General features: G+C 65.1%; 19 protein-coding genes and 2 tRNA genes. 12 read left to right on the forward strand and 9 right to left on the reverse strand.

The window, feature by feature from the left end:
* Positions 1-182: 182 nt before the first annotated feature.
* On the reverse strand, positions 183-2,027 hold the full coding sequence (gene ilvD, locus L1080_RS07170; RefSeq protein ID WP_159926089.1) for a dihydroxy-acid dehydratase: 1,845 nt from the start codon (positions 2,025-2,027) through the stop codon (positions 183-185).
* A gap of 52 nt (positions 2,028-2,079) precedes the next feature.
* Positions 2,080-2,571, reverse strand: a complete 492-nt coding sequence (locus L1080_RS07175) for a PH domain-containing protein (RefSeq protein ID WP_159927594.1) — start codon at positions 2,569-2,571, stop codon at positions 2,080-2,082.
* 266 nt (positions 2,572-2,837) lie between these two features.
* Between L1080_RS07175 and L1080_RS07180 the strand changes: the two genes are divergently transcribed.
* The 5 genes from L1080_RS07180 to L1080_RS07200 all read left to right on the forward strand — a co-directional run bounded on the left by L1080_RS07180 (position 2,838) and on the right by L1080_RS07200 (position 9,237).
* Positions 2,838-4,781 carry an acetolactate synthase large subunit gene (locus L1080_RS07180; protein ID WP_109331038.1) on the forward strand — a complete coding sequence of 648 codons (1,944 nt, stop codon included), beginning with the start codon at positions 2,838-2,840 and terminating at the stop codon, positions 4,779-4,781.
* Positions 4,778-5,281, forward strand: coding sequence for an acetolactate synthase small subunit (gene ilvN / locus L1080_RS07185; protein ID WP_109331036.1), 504 nt, complete (start codon positions 4,778-4,780; stop codon positions 5,279-5,281). Before L1080_RS07180 ends, ilvN begins: the two co-directional genes overlap by 4 nt.
* A gap of 50 nt (positions 5,282-5,331) precedes the next feature.
* Positions 5,332-6,333: a ketol-acid reductoisomerase gene (gene ilvC, locus L1080_RS07190; RefSeq protein WP_172652251.1), complete on the forward strand. Its 1,002-nt coding sequence runs from the start codon at positions 5,332-5,334 to the stop codon at positions 6,331-6,333.
* A gap of 224 nt (positions 6,334-6,557) precedes the next feature.
* Positions 6,558-8,153 carry a phosphoglycerate dehydrogenase gene (gene serA / locus L1080_RS07195; protein ID WP_159926091.1) on the forward strand — a complete coding sequence of 532 codons (1,596 nt, stop codon included), beginning with the start codon at positions 6,558-6,560 and terminating at the stop codon, positions 8,151-8,153.
* A gap of 73 nt (positions 8,154-8,226) precedes the next feature.
* The gene (locus L1080_RS07200; protein WP_159926092.1) at positions 8,227-9,237 is read left to right on the forward strand and encodes a 3-isopropylmalate dehydrogenase; all 1,011 of its coding nucleotides are present in this window, start codon (positions 8,227-8,229) and stop codon (positions 9,235-9,237) included.
* Between the two features lie 15 nt (positions 9,238-9,252).
* On the opposite strand, the gene L1080_RS07205 is transcribed toward L1080_RS07200, so the two are convergent.
* The gene (locus tag L1080_RS07205; RefSeq protein ID WP_159926093.1) at positions 9,253-10,479 is read right to left on the reverse strand and encodes an MFS transporter; all 1,227 of its coding nucleotides are present in this window, start codon (positions 10,477-10,479) and stop codon (positions 9,253-9,255) included.
* 114 nt (positions 10,480-10,593) lie between these two features.
* Here L1080_RS07205 and L1080_RS07210 point away from each other — a divergent pair, with 114 nt between their 5' ends.
* The 4 genes from L1080_RS07210 to L1080_RS07225 all read left to right on the forward strand — a co-directional run bounded on the left by L1080_RS07210 (position 10,594) and on the right by L1080_RS07225 (position 13,306).
* On the forward strand, positions 10,594-11,367 hold the full coding sequence (locus L1080_RS07210) for a fumarylacetoacetate hydrolase family protein (RefSeq protein ID WP_109331029.1): 774 nt from the start codon (positions 10,594-10,596) through the stop codon (positions 11,365-11,367).
* A 74-nt stretch (positions 11,368-11,441) separates the two neighbouring features.
* On the forward strand, positions 11,442-12,917 hold the full coding sequence (gene gltX / locus L1080_RS07215) for a glutamate--tRNA ligase (protein WP_250764571.1): 1,476 nt from the start codon (positions 11,442-11,444) through the stop codon (positions 12,915-12,917).
* Positions 12,918-13,054: 137 nt separating this feature from the next.
* Positions 13,055-13,126 (forward strand) — tRNA-Gln (locus tag L1080_RS07220).
* A 107-nt stretch (positions 13,127-13,233) separates the two neighbouring features.
* Positions 13,234-13,306, forward strand: a tRNA-Glu gene (locus L1080_RS07225).
* Positions 13,307-13,364: 58 nt separating this feature from the next.
* Here L1080_RS07225 and L1080_RS07230 read toward each other — a convergent pair.
* The 3 genes from L1080_RS07230 to L1080_RS07240 form a co-directional block, all read right to left on the reverse strand.
* Positions 13,365-13,532, reverse strand: a complete 168-nt coding sequence (locus L1080_RS07230) for a DUF5302 domain-containing protein (RefSeq protein WP_159926095.1) — start codon at positions 13,530-13,532, stop codon at positions 13,365-13,367.
* A 113-nt stretch (positions 13,533-13,645) separates the two neighbouring features.
* Positions 13,646-14,164, reverse strand: coding sequence for a pyridoxamine 5'-phosphate oxidase family protein (locus L1080_RS07235; protein WP_109335188.1), 519 nt, complete (start codon positions 14,162-14,164; stop codon positions 13,646-13,648).
* Between the two features lie 40 nt (positions 14,165-14,204).
* Positions 14,205-14,906, reverse strand: a complete 702-nt coding sequence (locus tag L1080_RS07240; RefSeq protein ID WP_109331025.1) for an IclR family transcriptional regulator — start codon at positions 14,904-14,906, stop codon at positions 14,205-14,207.
* A gap of 138 nt (positions 14,907-15,044) precedes the next feature.
* Between L1080_RS07240 and leuC the strand changes: the two genes are divergently transcribed.
* From leuC to L1080_RS07255, 3 genes are all read left to right on the forward strand, one after another.
* Positions 15,045-16,466 (forward strand): 3-isopropylmalate dehydratase large subunit, encoded by a 1,422-nt coding sequence (gene leuC, locus L1080_RS07245; protein ID WP_109331023.1) that lies wholly within the window; start codon positions 15,045-15,047, stop codon positions 16,464-16,466.
* Positions 16,467-16,493: 27 nt separating this feature from the next.
* Complete coding sequence (gene leuD / locus L1080_RS07250) at positions 16,494-17,102, forward strand: 3-isopropylmalate dehydratase small subunit (RefSeq protein ID WP_109331021.1); 609 nt, start codon at positions 16,494-16,496, stop codon at positions 17,100-17,102.
* A 157-nt stretch (positions 17,103-17,259) separates the two neighbouring features.
* Positions 17,260-17,931, forward strand: a complete 672-nt coding sequence (locus tag L1080_RS07255; RefSeq protein ID WP_250764551.1) for an HU family DNA-binding protein — start codon at positions 17,260-17,262, stop codon at positions 17,929-17,931.
* Between the two features lie 99 nt (positions 17,932-18,030).
* On the opposite strand, the gene L1080_RS07260 is transcribed toward L1080_RS07255, so the two are convergent.
* The 3 genes from L1080_RS07260 to cofC form a co-directional block, all read right to left on the reverse strand.
* The gene (locus tag L1080_RS07260) at positions 18,031-18,966 is read right to left on the reverse strand and encodes an NUDIX hydrolase (protein ID WP_159926097.1); all 936 of its coding nucleotides are present in this window, start codon (positions 18,964-18,966) and stop codon (positions 18,031-18,033) included.
* A gap of 34 nt (positions 18,967-19,000) precedes the next feature.
* Positions 19,001-21,205: an RNA degradosome polyphosphate kinase gene (locus L1080_RS07265; RefSeq protein ID WP_159926098.1), complete on the reverse strand. Its 2,205-nt coding sequence runs from the start codon at positions 21,203-21,205 to the stop codon at positions 19,001-19,003.
* A gap of 66 nt (positions 21,206-21,271) precedes the next feature.
* On the reverse strand, positions 21,272-21,988 hold the full coding sequence (cofC, locus tag L1080_RS07270) for a 2-phospho-L-lactate guanylyltransferase (protein ID WP_308202100.1): 717 nt from the start codon (positions 21,986-21,988) through the stop codon (positions 21,272-21,274).
* Between the last annotated feature and the right edge of the window lie 100 nt (positions 21,989-22,088).

Raw genomic sequence — 22,088 nt, forward strand, 5'->3', positions numbered from 1 at the left:
TAACTGATCAGAATGATCAGTGGAGGTCGGGCGAGCGGCTCGGGCTCTGAGCGAGTTGACTACCTCGTGATTGCGGTCACGTCACGGCGGACGGCCCTCGCTGATGCAGAAAGAAACCGGGCACCGCGGCGAAGGAATCTCCGCAGCGGTGCCCGGCATCGTGCACCCGAATAGATCGTCGGTCAGGGGACCTGGCGCACCGCTCCCTTGTCGGCGGAGGTCGCCAACGCCGCGTAGGCGCGCAGTGCGGTAGTGACCGTGCGCTCGCGGTTCACCGGCTGCCACGGACGCTCGGACGACTCCATCTTCGCCCGGCGCTCGGCGAGCACCTCGTCGTCGACGAGGAGCTTCAGCGTGCGGGTCGCGATGTCGATGAGGATCTGATCGCCGTCCTCCACGAGGCCGATGGCGCCGCCGCTGGCCGCCTCGGGGGAGATGTGGCCGATGGACAGTCCCGAGGAACCGCCGGAGAACCGGCCGTCGGTGATCAGCGCGCACTTCTTCCCGAGGCCGGAACCCTTGAGGAATGCCGTGGGGTGCAGCATCTCCTGCATTCCCGGCCCGCCGGCGGGACCCTCGTAGCGCACGACGAGGACCTCACCGGGCTGAATCTTCTTACCGAGGATCACCGACACCGCCTCTTCCTGCGACTCCACGACGCGCGCGGGCCCCTGGAAGTGGAACAGGTCTTCGTCGATTCCCGCCGTCTTGATGACTGCGCCGTCGACGGCGATGTTGCCGCGGAGCACGGCCAGACCGCCCTCGACCGTGTGCTTGTGCTCGAAGTCGCGGATGCAGCCGTTCGCGGCGTCCGTGTCGAGTGACGACCAGCGGTTGTTCGTCGAGAACGGCTCGGTGGTGCGGACACCACCGGGTGCGGCATGGAAAAGTTCGACGGCCTCGTCGGAAGCCTTGCCCGACCGGATGTCCCACGTGTCGAGCCACTCGTCGAAGCTCTTGGTGTGCACGGTCGAGACGTCGCTTTCGAGCAGCCCGGCCCGGCGGAGTTCGCCGAGGATCGCGGGGATTCCACCCGCTCGGTGCACGTCTTCCATGTGATAGTCCGAGTTGGGTGAGACCTTGGACAGGCACGGCACCTTGCGGCTGATCTCGTCGATCTTGTCGAGATCGAAGTCGTACACCTCGCCCTCCTGGGCAGCAGCGAGGGTGTGCAGCACCGTGTTGGTGGAACCACCCATCGCGACATCGAGGGCCATCGCATTGCGGAACGCGGCGGGCGTCGCGATGTTGCGCGGGAGGACCGACTCGTCGTCGTCCTTGTAATAGCGCAGGGCTGCTTCGACGACGGTGGTGCCCGCGCGGGTGAAGAGCGCGCGCCGGGCCTCGTGGGTTGCCAGCGTGGAACCGTTGCCGGGCAACGCGAGTCCGAGTGCCTCCGTGAGGCAGTTCATCGAGTTGGCGGTGAACATGCCCGAACAGGACCCACAGGTCGGGCAGGCACTGCGCTCGACCTCGGCGAGCCCTTCGTCGTCGACCTCGTCGCTGGCGCTCGCCGAGATGGCGGTGATGAGGTCGGTCGGCGCCTGGGCCACACCGTTCACGACCACCGCCTTGCCGGCTTCCATGGGCCCACCCGAGACGAAGACCGTGGGAACGTTCAGCCGCAGTGCGGCATTGAGCATGCCCGGAGTGATCTTGTCGCAGTTCGAGATGCACACGAGTGCATCGGCGGTGTGGGCGTTGACCATGTACTCGACGGAGTCGGCGATGATTTCCCTGCTGGGGAGGGAGTAGAGCATGCCGCCGTGTCCCATGGCGATTCCGTCGTCGACGGCGATCGTGTGGAACTCGCGAGGTACCCCACCGGCAGCGCGCACGGCGTCGGCGACGATGTCGCCCACGTTCTTGAGATGGACGTGCCCGGGGACGAACTGGGTGTAGGAGTTCGCAATCGCGACGATCGGCTTACCGAAGTCGGAGTCGGTCATTCCGGTGGCACGCCACAGCGCGCGGGCGCCGGCGGCATTTCGTCCTGCGGTGGTGGTTCGGGACCTCAGCGGGGGCATGAGCGTATTCCTTAGTCAGCGTACGGAAGTACTGATCAACGCTACTCGCGCGTTATCCGCCGTCAGTGCGCGGCTGGTTCTTGTCCGGGTCTTCACCGTCGGAGGCCGGGTCGGGCGCCTGCTCCGCGTCCGCTGCGGCCGCCGCGTAGGGGTCGGGGATCCGCCCACCGCTCGCCGCGGCGAGCTGGGGAAGGCGATCGAAGGTGACGACAGGGAGAGCCACCTCGCCGCCGTCGGTCAGCGTGGCGCGCGCCCAGCCGCGTTTCGGGAAGCGGAATCCGGTGATCTCCGACCACGAGAGGGCCCGCCCGCCGACCAGTCTTCGCACGTGAAGCCCCTCGGGTGTGACCGTGGTCCGAACCCGGGCGACCCACGCCGCGGCGAGGATCGGGGCCACGAGGAGCCACCCGAAGGCGGCCGGCCAGCCGAAGATGGGGAACGAGACGGCGAAGAGCAGGAAGGCGCATCCGATATAGGCGAGTGGCGAAATTCGGATGACCTGCTTGGGGATGTCGGTCGTGTGGGATGATGAGTCTGGTGGCACGGGCTGCTGCGGAGTTGACACCTCTACATCTTCGCACCGCAGCCGACGTATCTCACATTCTGGGACGGCCGACTCACCAAGTTGACTGTTCACCATTAGCGCGCCTACCGTCGAGCGCGTGAAACAGAATGAGTTGCTCGTAATCGGCCGGCGCGTCGTCGCCTGAGTCGATTTCTTCAACTCGCCAGAAACGACGCGCCACCCTCGTACAGCATTCGCTGACGGGGGTTTTTTGTTGCCCGGAGCCAGAATCAGAGGATTTCCCAGTGAGCGCACCAACCGCACGGCCTCAACCCACGCCGCGCAAGTCGGGGGCTGCCAGCCCTACGACCGCGGCCGCCGCGACGCAGACCGGTAGCCGCCGCCAACTCGCCCCCGAGCGGGTCAGCGGCGCCCAGTCCGTGGTCCGAGCCCTCGAGGAGCTCGAGGTCGACACGGTATTCGGTATTCCGGGTGGTGCGGTTCTGCCTGTCTACGACCCTCTCTTCGACTCGAAGAAGGTCCGGCACGTCCTCGTTCGTCATGAGCAGGGTGCAGGCCATGCCGCCACCGGGTACGCCCAGGCGACCGGCAAGGTCGGTGTCTGCATGGCGACGTCCGGCCCGGGTGCCACCAACCTGGTCACGCCACTGGCGGACGCTCAGATGGACTCCGTTCCTGTCGTGGCGATCACCGGCCAGGTGGGCCGCAGCCTGATCGGAACCGACGCCTTCCAGGAAGCCGACATCTCCGGCATCACGATGCCGATCACCAAGCACAACTTCCTCATCACCGACGGCGTCGACATCCCGCGGATCATCGCGGAAGCCTTTTATCTCGCGTCGAGTGGGCGCCCGGGTGCGGTACTCGTCGACATCCCGAAGGACGTCCTGCAGGCGCAGACGACGTTCTCGTGGCCGCCGGAGATGCGGTTGCCCGGCTACCGTCCCGTCACCAAGCCGCACGGCAAGCAGGTCCGTGAGGCAGCGCGCCTGATCGCCGACTCCAAGCAGCCGGTGCTGTATGTCGGTGGCGGTGTGATCAAGTCGGAGTCCTCACCCGAACTGCTCGAGCTCGCCGAGCTGACCGGTATCCCGGTTGTCACCACCCTCATGGCGCGCGGTGCGTTCCCGGACAGTCATACCCTGAACTGCGGCATGCCCGGCATGCACGGCACGGTCGCGGCCGTGGCCGCCTTGCAGCGCAGTGATCTGCTGATCACCCTGGGCGCGCGGTTCGACGACCGCGTCACCGGTCAGCTCGACTCGTTCGCGCCCGACGCCAAGGTCATCCACGCCGACATCGACCCGGCCGAGATCGGGAAGAACCGGTACGCGGACGTTCCGATCGTGGGCGACTGCAAAGAGGTCATCGTCGAGCTGATCGAGGCCATCAAGGCGGACCGGGCGACCGGGACGACTCTCGACCTCACCGAGTGGTGGGCGTATCTCGACGGGATCCGGCGGACGTACCCGCTCAGCTACGACCGCCCCTCGGACGGAGCGTTGTCTCCCGAGTTCGTCATCCAGGCGGTCGGCAAGCTCGCCGGTCCCGACGCGATCTACTGCGCCGGAGTCGGACAGCACCAGATGTGGGCTGCGCAGTTCGTCAACTACGAGAAGCCCCGTACGTGGCTCAACTCCGGTGGCCTCGGCACGATGGGCTACGCCGTGCCTGCCGCCATGGGCGCGAAGATGGGCAAGCCGGACACCGAGGTGTGGGCCATCGACGGCGACGGCTGCTTCCAGATGACCAATCAGGAACTTGCGACGTGCGCGCTCGAGGGCATCCCGATCAAGGTTGCGCTCATCAACAACGGCAACCTCGGCATGGTTCGCCAGTGGCAAACGCTCTTCTATGACGAGCGCTACTCCAACACCAACCTCGGTACGCACGGTGCGATCCGCATCCCCGACTTCGTCAAGCTCGCAGAAGCGTTGGGGTGTCACGGAATCCGGGTCGAGCGCGAGGAGGACGTCGAGGCGGCGATCCGTGAGGCGCAGTCCATCAACGACCGGCCGGTGGTGATCGACTTCATCGTCGGCGCCGACGCCCAGGTGTGGCCGATGGTCGCAGCGGGCACCAGCAACGACGAGATCATGGCGGCTCGGGGCATCCGGCCGCTGTTCGACGACGACGAGGCCGCGGCGGAGCCCGCAGTCATTCACGAGGCCATGGAACGCGAACAGCGTTCGGGCGCGGCCACAGCGGCCGGGAAGGAAGATCAGTGAGCACCAGCCACACCCTCAGTGTTCTCGTCGAGGACAAGCCGGGCGTGCTGGCCAGGGTGGCCGCGCTGTTCTCCCGTCGTGGATTCAACATCGAGTCGCTCGCCGTCGGCGGCACCGAGATCCCCGAGATCTCGCGTATGACCATCGTCGTGACCGTCGACGAGTTCCCGCTCGAGCAGGTGACGAAGCAGCTCAACAAGCTGATCAACGTCATCAAGATCGTCGAGCAGGACGGTGACGCCTCCGTCGCCCGCGAGTTGCTGCTCATCAAGGTGCGTGCCGACGCCAGCGTGCGCACTCAGGTGATCGAGACAGTGAATCTGTTCCGCGCCAAGGTGATCGACGTCTCCCCGGAGTCGGTCACGATCGAGGCGACAGGAACGCGATCCAAGCTGGATGCATTGTTGCGGATGCTCGATCCGTACGGCATCCGGGAGATCGTGCAGTCCGGGGTCGTGGCCGTGGGACGGGGGCCGAAGTCCATCACGGCCACTCGCTAGTACTTTAGATACGCAAATTCCAAGAAAGAGGTTGAACTGTGGCAGTCGAGATGTTCTACGACGACGATGCCGATCTGTCGATCATCCAGGGCCGTAAGGTCGCTGTGATCGGATACGGAAGCCAGGGCCACGCGCACTCGCTGAGCCTGCGCGATTCGGGCGTCGATGTCCGCATCGGTCTGAAGGAAGGCTCGAAGTCGCGCGCCAAGGCCGAGGAGCAGGGCCTGACGGTCGGCACGCCGGCAGAGGTGTCCGAGTGGGCCGACGTGATCATGGTGCTCGCACCCGACACCGCTCAGGCGTCGATCTTCACGAACGACATCGAGCCCAACCTGAAGGACGGCGACGCGCTGTTCTTCGGACACGGCCTCAACATTCACTTCGACCTGATCAAGGCCCCGGAGTTCGTCACGGTCGGCATGGTCGCCCCGAAGGGACCCGGCCACCTGGTTCGCCGTCAGTTCGTCGACGGCAAGGGTGTTCCCGCGCTCATCGCGATCGACCAGGACCCCAAGGGTGAGGGCCAGGCGCTCGCGCTGTCCTACGCCAAGGCCATCGGCGGCACCCGCGCCGGCGTCATCAAGACCACGTTCAAGGAAGAGACCGAGACCGACCTCTTCGGCGAGCAGGCAGTGCTGTGCGGTGGCACCGAGGAACTGGTCAAGACCGGTTTCGAGGTCATGGTCGAGGCCGGCTACGCGCCCGAGATGGCGTACTTCGAGGTGCTGCACGAGCTCAAGCTCATCGTCGACCTCATGTACGAGGGCGGCATCGCCCGCATGAACTACTCGGTGTCCGACACCGCGGAGTTCGGCGGCTACCTCTCCGGCCCGCGCGTCATCGACGCCGGCACCAAGGAGCGCATGAAGGCGATCCTCGCCGACATCCAGTCCGGTGAGTTCACCCGCCGCCTCGTCGCGAATGTCGAGAACGGCAACACCGAGCTCGAGGGCCTGCGCAAGGCCAACGCCGAGCACCCGATCGAGGTCACCGGCAAGAAGCTGCGCGACCTGATGAGCTGGGTCGACCGGCCGATCACCGAAACCGCTTAGGTTTCATCGCTTTACCGTTGCGCGCACGACGCCGGCCCAATGTCACCTCGGTCTCGACAGAGCACCCGGGTGTGGCGTTGGGCCGGCGTCGTATCGGACCATCTGCGCTGTCGCGGGCGTCCACTATGTGGTATTGCCTACCGGGATGCGGATTCCCGGTGAGGGCGGACTAAGCTGTGTGTGGTTAAAACACCTCCACACCCACCTAATCAGGGAGTTTGCACGTGAGCCAGCCAGGCCGTCCTGTTGTTCTGATCGCCGACAAGCTCGCGCCGTCCACCGTCGAGGCATTGGGCGACGGTGTGGAGGTGCGTTGGGTCGATGGACCTGATCGCCCGGCCCTGCTCGCGGCGGTGCCCGAGGCCGACGCGATCCTCGTCCGCTCCGCCACCACCGTCGACGCCGAGGTGCTCGCCGCCGGTACCAAGCTCAAGATCGTCGCCCGCGCCGGTGTCGGGCTCGACAACGTCGACGTACCGGCCGCCACCGAGCGCGGTGTCATGGTGGTCAACGCGCCGACGTCCAACATTCACACCGCAGCCGAGCACGCTGTCGCGCTGATGCTCGCCGCGGCCCGCCAGATCCCCGCAGCCGATTCCACCCTGCGTGACCGTGAGTGGAAGCGCAGCAAGTTCAACGGTGTCGAAATCTTCGGCAAGACCGTCGGCGTCGTCGGGCTCGGCCGAATCGGTCAGCTCTTCGCTCAGCGTCTTGCGGCGTTCGAGACGCACGTCATCGCCTACGACCCCTATGTGTCCGCGGCCCGTGCCGCCCAGTTGGGCATCGAGCTGGTTTCGCTCGACGAGTTGCTGCAGCGCGCCGATCTGATCTCGGTCCACCTCCCCAAGACTCCGGAGACCAAGGGCCTGATCGGTACGGAGAACCTGGCCAAGACCAAGAAGGGTGTCGTCATCGTCAACGCCGCCCGCGGTGGCCTGATCGACGAGGCGGCGCTGGCCCAGGCCATCAAGTCGGGTCACGTGCGTGCTGCGGGCCTCGACGTGTTCGAGACCGAGCCTTGCACGGACAGCCCGTTGTTCGACCTTCCCGAGGTCGTCGTGACGCCGCACCTCGGCGCCTCCACGAGTGAGGCTCAGGACCGCGCCGGCACCGATGTCGCGAAGTCCGTATTGCTGGCTCTTGCAGGCGATTTCGTTCCCGACGCCGTCAACGTGTCCGGTGGCGCCGTGGGTGAGGAAGTCGCCCCGTGGCTCGAAATCGTTCGCAAGCAGGGTGTGCTCCTCGGGGCGCTGTCGGGCGAGGTCCCCGTCAATCTGTCCGTCGATGTGCGCGGCGAGCTCGCCTCCGAGGACGTCGAGGTGCTGGCACTGTCGGCTCTGCGTGGCGTGTTCTCGGCGGTGATCGAGGACGCCGTGACTTTCGTCAACGCGCCTGCCCTCGCGGAAGAGCGTGGCGTGACGGCCGAGGTCACCAAGGCCGCCGAGAGCCCCAACCACCGTAGCGTCGTCGACCTTCGCGGCGTCTTCGGTGACGGCAGCGTCATCAGCGTGTCGGGTACCCTGACCGGTCCTCAGCAGGTCGAGAAGATCGTCAACATCAACGGACGCAACTTCGAACTGCGCGCCGAAGGCCTGAACCTGGTGATCAACTACACCGATCAGCCGGGTGCGCTCGGCAAGATTGGCACCCAGCTGGGCAACGCCGGCATCGATATCCAGGCCGCACAGCTCAGCCAGGACGCCGAGGGTGAGGGTGCCACCATTCTCCTGCGGGTCGACCGGGAGGTTCCTGCCGACGTGCGTGACGCGATCTCCACCGCAGTGGGCGCCACCAAGATCGAACTCGTCGACCTGGCCTGAAATCCTTTCGTGCGCGTGTTCCGGCACCTCGTGCCGGAACACGCGCACAGTTCTCTGATGAAGTGAGACGTTCATGAAGCTTGCGGTCATTCCCGGTGACGGAATCGGTGTCGAGGTCACTGCCGAGGCGCTGAAGGTGCTGCGGAAGCTCGTACCCGACCTGGAAACCACCGAGTACGACCTCGGCGCCCGTCGATACAACGCCACCGGTGAACTCCTGCCGGACGCTGATCTGGCGGCGATCCGCACCCACGACGCGATCCTGCTGGGTGCCATCGGCGACCCGTCCGTGACACCGGGCATCCTCGAGCGAGGACTCCTGCTCACCATGCGGTTCGCGCTCGACCACCACGTGAATCTTCGTCCCTCCCAGCTCTATCCGGGAACGAAGTCGCCGCTCGCGGCGCAACCGGACATCGACTTCGTGGTCGTGCGCGAGGGGACCGAGGGTCCGTACACGGGTAACGGTGGCGCAATCCGAGTCGGTACTCCCCACGAGATTGCCACCGAGGTGTCGGTCAATACGTGGTTCGGCGCGGAGCGAGTGGTGCGCTATGCCTTCGAGCTCGCGCAGACTCGACGCAAACACGTCACCCTGATCCACAAGACGAACGTGCTCTCGAATGCCGGTGCAATCTGGACCCGTGCGGTCGAGACTGTCTCGGCCGAGTACCCGGACGTCGAGACGGCGTACTGCCACATCGACGCGGCCACCATTTACATGGTGACCGATCCGTCGCGCTTCGATGTCATCGTCACCGACAACCTGTTCGGTGACATCATCACCGATCTCGCGGGTGCGGTGACCGGGGGTATCGGTCTGGCGGCGTCGGGCAACATCGATGCGTCCGGCACCAATCCCTCGATGTTCGAACCGGTTCACGGTAGTGCCCCGGACATCGCCGGTCGTGGCATCGCCGATCCCACGGCGGCCATCTTGTCTGCGGCCCTGCTGCTGCGCCACCTCGGGCGTGACGAGGATGCCGTCCGTATCGAGACCGCTGTCGAAGCGGATCTGGCTTCGCGGGGTGACGCTGCGGTCGTGACCGCAGAGGTGGGCGACCGGATTGCCGCAGCGCTCTAGAAACGCGGTTGGTCTCTAATCTTTTCCGGTCCCCCTGGCCGGGTCTGCGGACCCGGCCAGGGGGATCATCGGTATGGAAATCACCGGAAAGGCCGCCGCGATAGCGAAGGTCAGTGGGAAGCCGAGTATTCCGATCAGCGCCCCGAAGGTGGGCGGGACCAGTGACGCAGCGACGAATTGTCCCGTGTTCTGGACTCCGAGTGCGCGTCCGCCCCAGAACGGACCGGCGATCTCGGCGACGGCCGTGAACGCGAGGCCGTTGGGAGCTACGGTGGCAACGGAAGCGGCGACGAGCGCCGGTATCGCCAGTAGGGACGGGGCCGAATCCGACAGGGCCAGCGCCGCCATCGACAGTCCACCGGCGGCGGCCACCCAGCGAAGTGGCTTCAATCGGCTACCGACGGCGTCCGACCAGACGCCGACTGCCATCCGTCCGAGTGCGCCGAGAACCTGAGCGACGGTCACCAGTAGGCCTGCAGCGGTTGCCTCCCAATGCCTTTCGGAGATGAGCCAGACGAGGGCGTAGGTCCATACCGTGTATTGCGGGACGACGAGTAGAACCGATACGGCGTGAATTCGCCACAGGGTACTGCTGTTCCGGTACGGATTAGCCAGCATCTCGAGACCCGCGGCCGACGTGCGACTCGGTCGTGGCGGGTCGACGACTCCGATTGCGCAGGCGAGTGCTGCGGCCGCGCACAGGGCGGTCGGCAAGGCCAGGGCCCAGCCGATCCCGTGTTCGTGTGCGAGGGAGGGCATGGTGAGCGCAGCACACGCGATCCCGAGGGGGAGGGACATCTGCCTGATTCCCATGGCGAGACCCCGGCGTTCGGGTGGGAACCAGCCGACCACGACTCGTCCACTCGCCGCGTTCGCGGAGGCTGCGGCCATACCGCCGAGGACGAGGAACACGCCCGTGGCGGAGAGTGATCCGGACGAGGCGGCTCCGAGTCCGGCGGCCGCGGTCACCGCCATTCCGATGGCGAGCACGGTGCGTTCGCCGTACCGGTCGGCGAGCGCGCCCCACGCAATCAACGTCAGCATCACGCCGACGGTGGGCGCGGCGACGAGAAGTCCGGTGCGGGCCAAACTCAGGCCGTGGCTCGCCTGTAGTTCCGGGATGAGGAAGGCCACGCCATTGACGAAGACAGCCTGCGCCGCCTGCGCAAACATCCCGAGTGCGAGCATCCACCACTTGCGCGCCGATCCGACGGCGGTGGCCTCGACGTTCGTTGTAGTCATGTCAATCTCAGTATCTAGGATGAAGGTCCCATATATTGGCGAACGGTCGGAGTCTATACCCTCCCGGGTGGGAATGCCGGAGGCCGCCCGCCGCCGGGCGATAGACTCTCGGGCATGCGTCTTGGTCGAGTGGCAAGTCCCGATGGTGTTGCGTTTGTGAGTATCGAGGGGGAGGACGGTTCCCTGACTGCCCGGGAAATCGCCGAGCACCCTTTTGGCACTCCTACTTTCACCGGTCGGAGCTGGCCACTGGACGACGTTCGCCTGCTCGCCCCCATACTCGCCAGCAAAGTGATCTGTGTCGGCAAGAACTATGCCGCCCACGCCGCGGAGATGGGTGGGGAAGCGCCTGCGGACCCGGTGATCTTCCTCAAGCCCAATACGTCGATCGTGGGCCCGGACGCGGCGATCGTCCTGCCGAAATCCTCGAACGAGGTTCATTACGAGGGGGAGTTGGCCGTGGTGATCGGCCGGCCGTGCAAGGACGTCCCAGCGGCCAAGGCTCTCGACGTCGTTCTCGGCTACACGGCCGCCAACGACGTGTCGGCGCGTGATCATCAGCGCCAGGACGTTCAGTGGACTCGAGCGAAGAGCCACGACACCTTCTGCCCCCTCGGGCCCTGGATCGAAACGCAGCTCGATGCGTCGGACGTCGACATCACGACCGAGGTGGACGGAGAGGTGAAGCAGAGCAGCAACACTTCGCTTCTGCTCCATGACATTCCGAAGATCATCGAATGGGTGTCCGCGGTCATGACTCTCCTCCCGGGCGACGTCATCCTCACTGGCACGCCGGAAGGCGTCGGGCCGATCGTCGAGGGTCAGAGTGTCAGCGTGACCATCGGTGGTATCGGGACACTCACCAACCCCGTGACCGCAAAGCGCTGACGGCTCTCGTGTCGACCTGGGGGGGCGGACTAGCCTGTAGAGGTCCGTTTTCCCAGCGCCGACCCAAGTGAGCCATGACCACAAGCGAAGTTCGCGTCCGTTTCTGCCCGTCGCCCACCGGAACCCCGCACGTGGGGCTCGTCCGTACCGCCCTGTTCAACTGGGCCTTCGCCCGCCACAACGGCGGGTCGTTCGTGTTCCGTATCGAGGACACCGATGCTGCCCGTGACAGTGAGGAGTCGTACCAGGCGATCCTGGATGCGCTGCGCTGGCTCGGCTTGGATTGGGACGAGGGCCCGGAGATCGGTGGGCCCTACGAGCCCTACCGGCAGTCCCAGCGACGCGAACTCCACCTGGACGTGGTCGGGAAGCTTCTCGCGGCGGGTGAAGCCTACGAGTCGTTCTCCACGCCGGAAGAGGTCGAGGAGCGGCACAAGGCCGCCGGCCGCGATCCCAAGCTGGGGTATGACAACTTCGACCGAGATCTCACCCCGGAGCAGCGCCAGGCCTATCTGGACGAGGGGCGCAAGCCCGTCGTCCGGTTGCGTATGCCCGAGCACGACCTCGGCTGGGTCGACCTCGTCCGTGGTGACACCATGTTCAAGGCCGGTACGGTGCCCGACTTCGCGCTCACCCGTGGAAACGGCATTCCTCTGTATACCCTGGTCAATCCGGTCGACGACGCCCTGATGAAGATCACCCACGTGCTGCGCGGCGAGGATCTCCTCTCGTCGACGCCCCGGCAGCTGGCCCTCTACGAGGCTATGCAGCGCATCGGTGTGGCGGATTTCACGCCGCAATTCGGCCACCTCCCGTTCGTCATGGGTCAGGGCAACAAGAAGCTGTCCAAGCGGGATCCCGAGTCGAATCTGTTCATTCACCGCGACCGCGGCTTCGTGCCCGAGGGTCTGCTGAACTACCTCGCCCTCCTCGGCTGGGGCATTTCCGACGATCACGACGTGTTCTCGCTGGACGAGATGGTCGCAGCCTTCGACATCACGAAGGTCAACTCCAATCCCGCGCGCTTCGACCAGAAGAAGGCCGACGCCATCAACGCCGAGCACATCCGGCTCCTCGAGCCCGCCGATTTCGCGGCGCGGTTGCGCGCCTTCCTCACCGTGCACGGACATCTGGGGGAGACGGTCGACGAGGCGGTGTTCGCGACGGCAGCAGAACTCGTCCAAACGCGGATCGTGGTGCTGTCCGACGCCTGGGGACTGCTGAAATTCTTGTTCGTGGACGAGGACGATTTCACCATCGATCCCGCCGCCGCAGCCAAAAACCTGGGTGCCGATGCCGCGCCCGTCCTCGACGCCGCCCTGGCTTCGTTGGAAGCCGTCGCGGTGTGGAATGCAGCGGCGCTGGAGGAGGCCCTGAAGGCGTCGCTCGTCGACGGACTGGGTCTCAAGCCGCGGAAGGCGTTCGCCCCCGTCCGAGTCGGCATCACCGGCTCGCACATCAGCCCGCCCCTCTACGAGTCGATGGAACTGCTCGGGCGCGACGTGTCACTGTCCCGGTTGCGTTCAGCTCGCGCGAGTATCGCCGAGTGAGAGTGGCCGACGGCCGAAGGATGAGAGAAACCGCCCTTGACCAGGCGATTTGGTAAATCCCGCCACTAGGCTGGTAATCTCTTCTTCGGCCCGAGCGGCCCGCGGAGCCCTCCGGCTCAGCGGTCCGAACAGGCCATTGGGGTATGGTGTAATTGGCAACACAGCGGTTTCTGGTACCGCCATTCTAGGTTCGAGTCCTGGTACCCCAGCGGAAGTTCGGCCGATTTTGTTACCGAACTTCAGCAAGTTATGCTTGCTGAGCTTCCAGAGCAACACCAGGTTCGTGCAACACCAGTGAGTGCAATACCAAGTTCTTGGCCCCGTCGTCTAGCGGCCTAGGACGCCGCCCTCTCAAGGCGGTAGCGCGGGTTCGAATCCCGTCGGGGCTACACAAGAAACACCCTCCACTTCGGTGGAGGGTGTTTCTCTTTCTGTCAGTGTGCTCGCTTATCCACTCTTGCGGCGGAATTCGCGTTTGTGATCGGCCGGGCCGTGCACGTGATGCACTTTGGAATTGCCGTCCTTGTGCTGAGTGGACATTCCGGCCTGATGATTCTTCCGTTCGAGTGCCTCACGGAATTTCTTTCGCATTTCTTCGTTACTCGCTTCGGCCACGGCGAACTCCCTCGGTAGATGGTTCACTGTGTGAAGTTACGCCGGTGGAATGGAGAATGCCCCTCATTTTTCCCGGGGCGCGCGGCAGTGGCAGAAGAATCAGCCGTCGCGCGTCACTGTCGGCGAGCGGGCTGTGTCAGGTAGGCGGCGGTGGTCCCGGCGACGGGCATGGCCGGGAGACCGAGCTTTGCGTGGTCCCAGCTCCGGACACGGTCGGGAACCACCCGAACAGCGATCCGCTTGTGCATCATCTGGTCGACCGCGGGCCGGAGTTCGTCGGAGTAGGGCCCCGTGTACCGCTCCCAGACGCTGACGCCGACGGCAAACAGCGCGTCCGGATCGTCGACGACCTCGGCCCGTCCGTCGATCGACACACCCCGCAGGGTGTCGTAGGTGTCACCGTCCTCGATGAGGATCGTGACACGGTCGTCTCGGCGCAGATTGACGGCCTTCTGCGACTTCGCCTTGGTCTCGAACCAGATCTCGCCGTCGATCACGGCGTACCACATGGCCACGAGGTGCGGGCGGCCGTCCGCACCCACCGTTGCGAGAGTCGCGACCCTGCTGTGGTCGACGAATTCGGTGATCTCCGAATCCGTCATCGTGATCTGTGCTCGCTGATTGCTGCCCATCAAGTCTCTCCTGTCGCGGTACGGATGAGACCGAGCATATTCACAGTCGCTTGTGCAACGCTTCCGCAGCGGCGAGGAGATCAGCCGCCCACCGGGCACCGGGCCGTCTACCCATTCTGTCGATGGGCCCCGACACCGAAATGGCGGCGATGACAGAACCGTTCCCGTCGCGAACGGGCGCGGCGACGCTGGCGACGCCCGGTTCGCGTTCGGCGGCACTTTGCGCCCAGCCTCGCCGACGGACTTCCAGGAGGACGCGTTCGCCGAACGCGGCGTCGGGAAGAACGGCGCGCTGAGTCTGGGGATCCGCCCACGCGAGTAACACCTTGGCGCCCGAGCCCGCGCTCATCGGAAGCCGGGCACCGACGAGGACGGTGTCGCGCAGACCGGTCGGCGGTTCCATGGCCGCCACACAGATGCGCTGGGTGCCTTCCCGGCGGTACAACTGCACGCTCTCCCCGGTGATCTCGCGCAGGCGCGGAAGCACGAGCGCTGCTGCCGACACGAGCGGATCATTGGCTGTGGCAGCGAGTTCGGCCAGGCCGGGACCGGGGCACCAGAGTCCGTCCGTGTCCCGGGTGAGGAGGCGGTGCACTTCGAGACCTACGGCCAGCCGGTGTGCGGTGGCGCGGGGTAGTCCGGTGCGCGAGCACAGTTCGGTGAGGCTGCAGGGCTTCTCGGCCACGGCATGTAGCACGCCTACCGCTTTGTCCAGCACTCCGATGCCGCTATGCTGTCTCATAGGTCGATACCAGTTTCTCGCATGGTGGGATCATAGCGCACCTACGGCTTCCGTCGAGTGCGTGACCGGGATGAGACTGACGACATCAAGCGCACCGCGGACCGGCCCGAAGCCCGCTGTGCGAAGTGACACACAGAGGTGGAGAAGATGGCGGAGAAAGCACGCACCCTGGCAGAGAAGGTGTGGGACGACCATGTCGTTGTTCGGGGTGAGGGGAACAATCCCGATCTCATCTACATCGACCTGCATCTCGTTCACGAAGTGACGAGCCCGCAGGCGTTCGACGGATTGCGGCTCGCCGGCAGGCCCCTGCGCCGGCCGGATCTCACGATCGCCACCGAGGATCACAACGTTCCCACCGTGGACATCGACAAGCCGATCGCAGACCCCATCTCCCGGACTCAGGTCGACACGCTCCGGCGGAACTGCGAGGAGTTCGGTGTCCGTCTTCATCCGATGGGAAACATCGATCAGGGCATCGTGCACGTGGTCGGCCCTCAGCTGGGTCTGACACAGCCGGGCATGACGGTGGTGTGCGGTGACAGCCACACCTCCACGCACGGTGCCTTCGGCGCACTCGCCATGGGAATCGGCACGAGCGAGGTCGAGCACGTCATGGCGACCCAGACGCTGTCGCTGCGGCCCTTCAAGACGATGGCCGTCACCGTCGACGGCGAATTGCCCGACGGTGTCACGAGTAAAGACCTCATTCTCGCCGTCATCGCGCAGATCGGAACCGGCGGCGGTCAGGGCTACGTTCTGGAATATCGCGGTGAGGCGATCCGGAAGCTGTCCATGGAAGCGCGGATGACCATCTGCAACATGTCGATCGAGGCGGGTGCCCGCGCCGGGATGATCGCACCCGACGAGACCACCTACGAATTCATCAAGGGTCGTCCCCATGCTCCCCAGGGTGCCGACTGGGACGCCGCAGTGGCGGCGTGGGAACAGCTGAAGACTGACGAGGGCGCCGTTTTCGACAACGAGGTCCATATCGACGCGAGCACTTTGACGCCGTTCGTGACGTGGGGCACCAACCCCGGTCAGGGTCTGCCGCTCGGTGAGGCCGTTCCCGATCCGGCAAATATCGCCGACGAGAGTGAACGGCAGGCGGCCGAGAAAGCGTTGACCTACATGGGACTCGAAGCCGGGACCCCGTTGCGTGAGGTTGCGATCGACACCGTCTTCGTCGGCTCGTGCACCAACGGCCGGATCGAGGATCTTCGTGCCGTTGCCGAGGTTTTGCGTGGCCGCCACGTTGCGGAAGGCGTCCGGATGCTCGTTGTGCCCGGCTCGATGCGGGTTCGCGCGCAGGCGGAAAAGGAAGGACTCGGCGAGATCTTCACCGCCGCGGGTGCCGAGTGGCGTCAGGCCGGGTGCTCGATGTGCCTCGGAATGAACCCGGATCAGCTGGCGCCGGGGGAACGTTCGGCCTCCACGTCCAACCGAAACTTCGAGGGACGTCAAGGCAAGGGAGGTCGGACGCATCTCGTCTCGCCGCTCGTGGCCGCCGCGACCGCGGTCCGGGGAACGTTGTCCGCTCCGGCAGATCTGGCCTAGGACTCAAGGAATTTAGGAGATTTTTCGATGGAATCCTTTAGCACACACAAAGGTATCGGCGTTCCGCTGCGGCGATCCAACGTGGACACGGACCAGATCATTCCGGCCGTCTATCTGAAGCGAGTGACGCGCACAGGTTTCGAGGACGGCCTCTTCGCCGCGTGGCGGGGCGACCCCTCCTTCGTTCTCAACGTCGCACCGTACGACAAGGGCAGCGTTCTGGTCGCTGGTCCCGACTTCGGCACGGGGTCGTCCCGGGAGCACGCGGTGTGGGCGCTATCCGACTACGGCTTTCGGGTCGTGATCGCGTCGCGGTTCGCCGACATCTTCCGTGGGAACGCCGGCAAGGCCGGTCTGCTGGCCGCTCAGGTGGCCCAGTCGGACGTGGAACTGCTCTGGAAGTTGCTCGACGAGCAGCCGGGTCTCGAATTGACTGTCGATCTCGAAAACAAGACGGTCACGGCCGGAACCACTGTGGTGCCCTTTGAGATTGATGACTACACCCGTTGGCGTCTGATCGAGGGTCTGGATGACATCGGATTGACATTACGGCAGGTAGAGGCCATTTCTGAGTTCGAAAAGTCAAGGCCTTCTTGGAAACCAACGACGCTTCCGGAGCCTGTTTCGACCGACTGACAGAGCGAATCCGAGTCTCTCCGCCAGATAACAATTCCCTGAGAATGGTGCCGCGTTGTATGAGAATTGGCGTGGCACATAGACTCCTGCGGTATTCAGGTTTACCGTAGTTCGTAGTCGGTCCAATGGTGGGCCATTAGTTCGCGGAGGATTTTCAATGAATAAGGCAGAGCTCATCGATGTTCTGACCGAGAAGCTGGGTTCGGACAGGCGCACGGCAACTGAAGCTGTCGAGCATGTTGTGGACACCATTGTTCGGGCAGTGCACCGCGGCGACAGTGTGACCATCACCGGATTCGGCGTTTTCGAGCAGCGCCGCCGTGCGGCCCGTGTCGCACGTAACCCCCGCACGGGTGAGACCGTGAAGGTCAAGCCCACGTCGGTGCCGGCATTCCGCCCGGGCGCCCAGTTCAAGGCGGTTATCGCTGGCGGCCAGAAGCTTCCGGCCACGGGTCCCGCGGTCAAGCGCGGTGCATCGGCAACCGCCACGAAGGCTGCGGCGAAGAAGGCAGCGGCGAAGAAGTCGGCGGCCAAGAAGACGGCCGCGAAGAAGGCGCCCGCGAAGGCGACGGCCACCAAGACCGCCGCCAAGAAGGCGCCCGCGAAGACGACGGCCACCAAGACCGCCGCCAAGAAGGCGCCCGCGAAGACGACGGCCACCAAGACCGCCGCCAAGAAGGCGCCCGCGAAGACGACGGCCACCAAGACCGCCGCCAAGAAGGCGCCGGCGAAGACGACGGCGAAGAAGACTGCCGCCAAGAAGGCTCCGGCGAAGACGACGGCGAAGAAGACTGCCGCCAAGAAGGCTCCGGCCAAGCGCAGCAAGTAGAGCTGCGCGCACGCAGCGCTCCGCGTGACAGCAGGCGCCGACCACGATCTCGTGGTCGGCGCCTGTGTGTGTACGGCCCCGGGTGATGCTCCGGGCAGGTCAGTCTTGACGAGACAGTGGCAGGGGGCTGTCGATGTGGTCGGCTGCGATGAGCTTGCCGCCGGAGAGCGAGAGCACCCACGTGCTCGCTTTCCGGTTGCGCGCCGGCGGTAGTGAGACACCATCAGTCTTCGCCCACCACTCGAGCAGATCGGGAATGACCCCGCCCTGGCTGCAGATCACCTGTACTCCACCGCGTGCGGCAATTTTGCGCACCAGGGTCCGTGTGGCGGCGGGATCGGCCTTGTAGCTCTCCTCGGACAGCAGCGGCTCGACCCGGATCGTGGTGTCCAGCGAGCGCGCCAGCGGTTCCATGGTCTGGGTGCACCGCGTGCGATCTGCAGAAGAAATCTCGGTGGCTCCGAAAGCCCGGAGCTGCGTGACGAGTGCGTCTGCCTGCAATTCGCCGGTCGGATCGAGCGGTCGGGTGTCGTCGTCACCCTTGTACCGTTTCCGACTCCCTGCCTTCGCATGGCGCACCAGCAACACTGTTGCGGTGTCGGGAGGTAAGGCGCTGAATCGGCGCAGAATTTTGCGATCCATCGGATACGACAATTGATCGGCGACCTGGGGGACGGGAAGCCAGCGCAATTCGTCTACTTCGTCATTGGCCTCGAAAGCGCCTTCCCGCGCCTCGGCTGCCCAGTATTCGACGCGCTTCAATCGCCGGTGTCCGGGGATGGGGTAGGTCAATGCCCCGAGGTGGCGACCGAGACGTCCTCGGAGGCCCGTTTCTTCCTCTACCTCGCGCACCGCGGCAACGACCGCGGTCTCACCGGGATCGAGCTTGCCCTTCGGGAAAGACCAATCCTCGTATTTCGGCCGGTGAACGAGCGCGACCTCCGTCTCGTCGGGATTGTCGGGAGACTTTCGCCACAACACCGCACCGGCGGCGAAGATGTTGGCTCTGACGGGTTTGTCACCTGAGCTGCTCAACGGGTTCCTTCCTTCTGCCGCGCCGTCGTCGCGTTCAGGATCCGCCACCCATCCGCGTCCGCATCATGGCCTCCTGGTGCTCGCGCACATCCTCACCGTCCGCCGGTGCCGCCGCCCAACGTCCGTCCGGCTGCAGCAACCAGCACCGAGTGGTGGGGTCGAGGGAAGAGTCGAGAATGTCCGCCATCTGCGCTGTGAGGCGAGGATCTTTCACCTGCGCCATCACTTCGACGCGCCGGTCGAGATTGCGGTGCATCATGTCGGCGCTGCCGATCCAGAACTCGTCGGCGCCGCGGAAATGGAAGATTCGGGAATGTTCGAGGAATCGGCCGAGGATGGAACGAACCACGATGTTTTCGCTCATCCCCGGAACTCCCGGTTTCAGAGCGCAAATTCCACGGACGACGATGTCCACCGGAACGCCGGCCTTGGACGCACGATAGAGCGCGTCGATCACCTGTTCGTCGACCAGCGCGTTGGCCTTCATGCGAATTCCGGCTTCGTGGCCCTGTAGTTTGCGGGCCACCTCGGCGTCGATCCGCTCGATGATTCCCCGGCGGACTCCGTAGGGCGCAACGAGGAGATTGCGGTAGTGGGTCTTGCGGGAATAGCCCGTCAACGAGTTGAACAGATCGGTGAGGTCCGCGCCGATCTCGGGAGCGGCTGTCAGCAGCCCCACGTCTTCGTAGAGCCGGGCCGTCTTCGGGTTGTAGTTGCCGGTACCGATGTGGCAGTAGCGGCGGATCGCCGAACCTTCACGCCGGACGACGAGGCAGGTCTTGCAGTGCGTCTTGAGTCCGACGAGTCCGTACACCACGTGAACGCCTGCGTGTTCGAGTTTGCGGGCCCACTTGATGTTGGCCTGCTCGTCGAACCGGGCCTTGATTTCGACTAGAGCCACAACCTGTTTGCCCGCCTCGGCGGCGGCGATCAAGGCGTTGACGATCGGCGAATCACCCGAAGTCCGGTACAGGGTCTGCTTGATCGCCAGAACCTGCGGATCGGCCGCCGCCTGCTCGATGAAACGTTGCACGCTCGTGGAGAAGGAGTCGTAGGGGTGGTGCACCAACACGTCGCCGTCGCGAAGTGTGGAGAAGACACTCTTCGGAGTCTCCCGCTCGCCGAAAGCCGGATGGGTCGCAGGCACGAACGGCCGGTCCTTGAGTGCCGGCCTGTCGACCGCGTACACCTGCCACAAGCACGACAAGTCCAGGAGTCCGGGTACCTGAATGACGTCACCCGGGTCGACGTCGAGTTCGCGCAGCAGCAATTCGAGCATGTGCTCGGTCATGTCGTCGGCTACTTCGAGACGCACCGGTGATCCGAAGCGCCGACGGGCCAGTTCCCGTTCCAACGCCTGCAGGAGGTCTTCGTCGCGATCTTCCTCGACTTCGAAATCGGCGTTGCGCGTGATGCGGAAAGCGTGGTGCTCCACGATCTCCATACCGGGGAACAACACGTCGAGGTGGGCCGAGATGAGGTCCTCCATGGGGAGGAAGGCGTCGATCGACGACGGAGTCTCGTTGCGGTTGACGCGTACGAACCGACCCACGTTGTCCGGAACCTTGACGCGAGCAAAGTGTTCGCCGCCGGTGGCCGCGTCCTTCACCGTCACCGCGAGGTTGAGACTGAGCCCGCTGATGTAGGGGAACGGGTGCGCATGATCCACAGCGAGGGGAGTGAGTACCGGAAAGACCTGCTCCTGGAAGTGCACCGACAGGCGTACCCGGTCGTCGTCGGTGAGATCGGACCACCCGATGATGGAGATCCCTTCCGCGGCAAGCGCCGGACGCACGGAGTCGAGGAACACCCGAGCATGCCTGTCGGAAATTTCCTGGGTGCGCTTTGCGATCAGCGCGAGCTGTTCACGGGGGGAGAGACCGTCTGCGGAACGCACGGACAGACCGGTCTCGTCCCGGCGTTTCAAGCCCGCGACCCGCACCATGAAGAACTCGTCCAGGTTGGACGCGAAGATTGCGAGGAACTTGGCACGCTCGAGGAGCGGCAGTGACGTGTCCTCGGCAAGCGCGAGAACACGCGAATTGAAGTCGAGCCAACTGAGTTCCCGATTGAGATAACGATCTTCGGGCAGTCCCTCGGTGAGGACGCTCGCGGGAGCATTCGTAGCCGCAGGAGGCGCCATGGGGATGCTCGTCGAGTTCACCACGAGGGTCCCGTCGTGCGATCCATTCTTGTCGTCGACGTCGGTCTGCTGGTCGAGTGCTTCGCCATTACTCACATCACGATCATCCCTCGAGGAAACTCCTGCGGACAATCGATGGGGCAAATTCACACTGGTCGTCGGCTACGACTTTCCGCCCGGGGAAGCGGCGATAGGGGTTGCCGCGTCGAGCGCAGCGCGCGTGGCAGGCCCGACTCCGAGTGCGCGAGCGGAATCCAGGTCGTCGGCCGTGTCTACATCGGTTCGCAAACCCGGCCAGTGCCCGTGCAACGGGCGGGCCCCCGACTCGAGGTGTCGCCGCGCCGATCCTGGCCCGAACTGCGGATCGAGCGGAACGGAAGGGTCGCACGAGAACAGTGCCGCGGTGCCGGTTCCGTGATGATCGACGACCACCGATCGGCCGCCGGTTCTGGCCGCAGCGAGAGCTTCGCCGAATTCGTCACTGCGCAGCGACGGGAGATCGGCCTGCAGGGCGACGACATCCACACCCTGCTCATTCTTCCGAACATGGTCGGCCGCGGCCGCCAGCGCCGCATTGAGTCCGTGCTCGCCCTGGTCTCCCTCGCCACCCTGCTCGTCCACACCGCCCTCGACCGGCGTCGATGTGGGATCGGCATAGACGTGGGCGCCGACGCTGCGCGCGAGACGCGCGACTGCCGCATCGGGCGTGACCACCGTGACACCCACCACGGAGTCGACGTCACGGACCACCGTCAGGGTGTCGCGCAGCATCGACAGCACCAGGCCGGTGCGGTCGGCGACGTCGAACACTCCGGACAGGCGGGTTTTGGCCACGTGAAGTTCTTTGACCGCGACCAGTACGTGCGCGCGCGGCATCACGGGTGGAGTCGCGGTGCTCATGCCCGATATCTTGCCAGTCCAGACGCTGCGGTGTCGTGCCCCGGTATCGGCGCTACTGTGAGCGGGATACGAAGAGAAT

The sequence above is a fragment of the Rhodococcus sp. MSC1_016 genome (genome assembly GCF_023667485.2).
GTDB lineage: Bacteria > Actinomycetota > Actinomycetes > Mycobacteriales > Mycobacteriaceae > Rhodococcus_F > Rhodococcus_F oxybenzonivorans.

Bases quoted from the DNA above. Each gene is read 5' to 3' on its own strand.
- ilvD (WP_159926089.1), bottom strand. From the start codon at position 2,027: ATGCCCCCGCTGAGGTCCCGAACCACCACCGCAGGACGAAATGCCGCC.
- ilvC (WP_172652251.1), top strand. From the start codon at position 5,332: ATGTTCTACGACGACGATGCCGATCTGTCGATCATCCAGGGCCGTAAG.
- L1080_RS07200 (WP_159926092.1), top strand. From the start codon at position 8,227: ATGAAGCTTGCGGTCATTCCCGGTGACGGAATCGGTGTCGAGGTCACT.
- L1080_RS07205 (WP_159926093.1), bottom strand. From the start codon at position 10,479: ATGACTACAACGAACGTCGAGGCCACCGCCGTCGGATCGGCGCGCAAG.
- L1080_RS07210 (WP_109331029.1), top strand. From the start codon at position 10,594: ATGCGTCTTGGTCGAGTGGCAAGTCCCGATGGTGTTGCGTTTGTGAGT.
- gltX (WP_250764571.1), top strand. From the start codon at position 11,442: ATGACCACAAGCGAAGTTCGCGTCCGTTTCTGCCCGTCGCCCACCGGA.
- L1080_RS07235 (WP_109335188.1), bottom strand. From the start codon at position 14,164: ATGGGCAGCAATCAGCGAGCACAGATCACGATGACGGATTCGGAGATC.
- L1080_RS07240 (WP_109331025.1), bottom strand. From the start codon at position 14,906: ATGAGACAGCATAGCGGCATCGGAGTGCTGGACAAAGCGGTAGGCGTG.
- leuD (WP_109331021.1), top strand. From the start codon at position 16,494: ATGGAATCCTTTAGCACACACAAAGGTATCGGCGTTCCGCTGCGGCGA.
- L1080_RS07255 (WP_250764551.1), top strand. From the start codon at position 17,260: ATGAATAAGGCAGAGCTCATCGATGTTCTGACCGAGAAGCTGGGTTCG.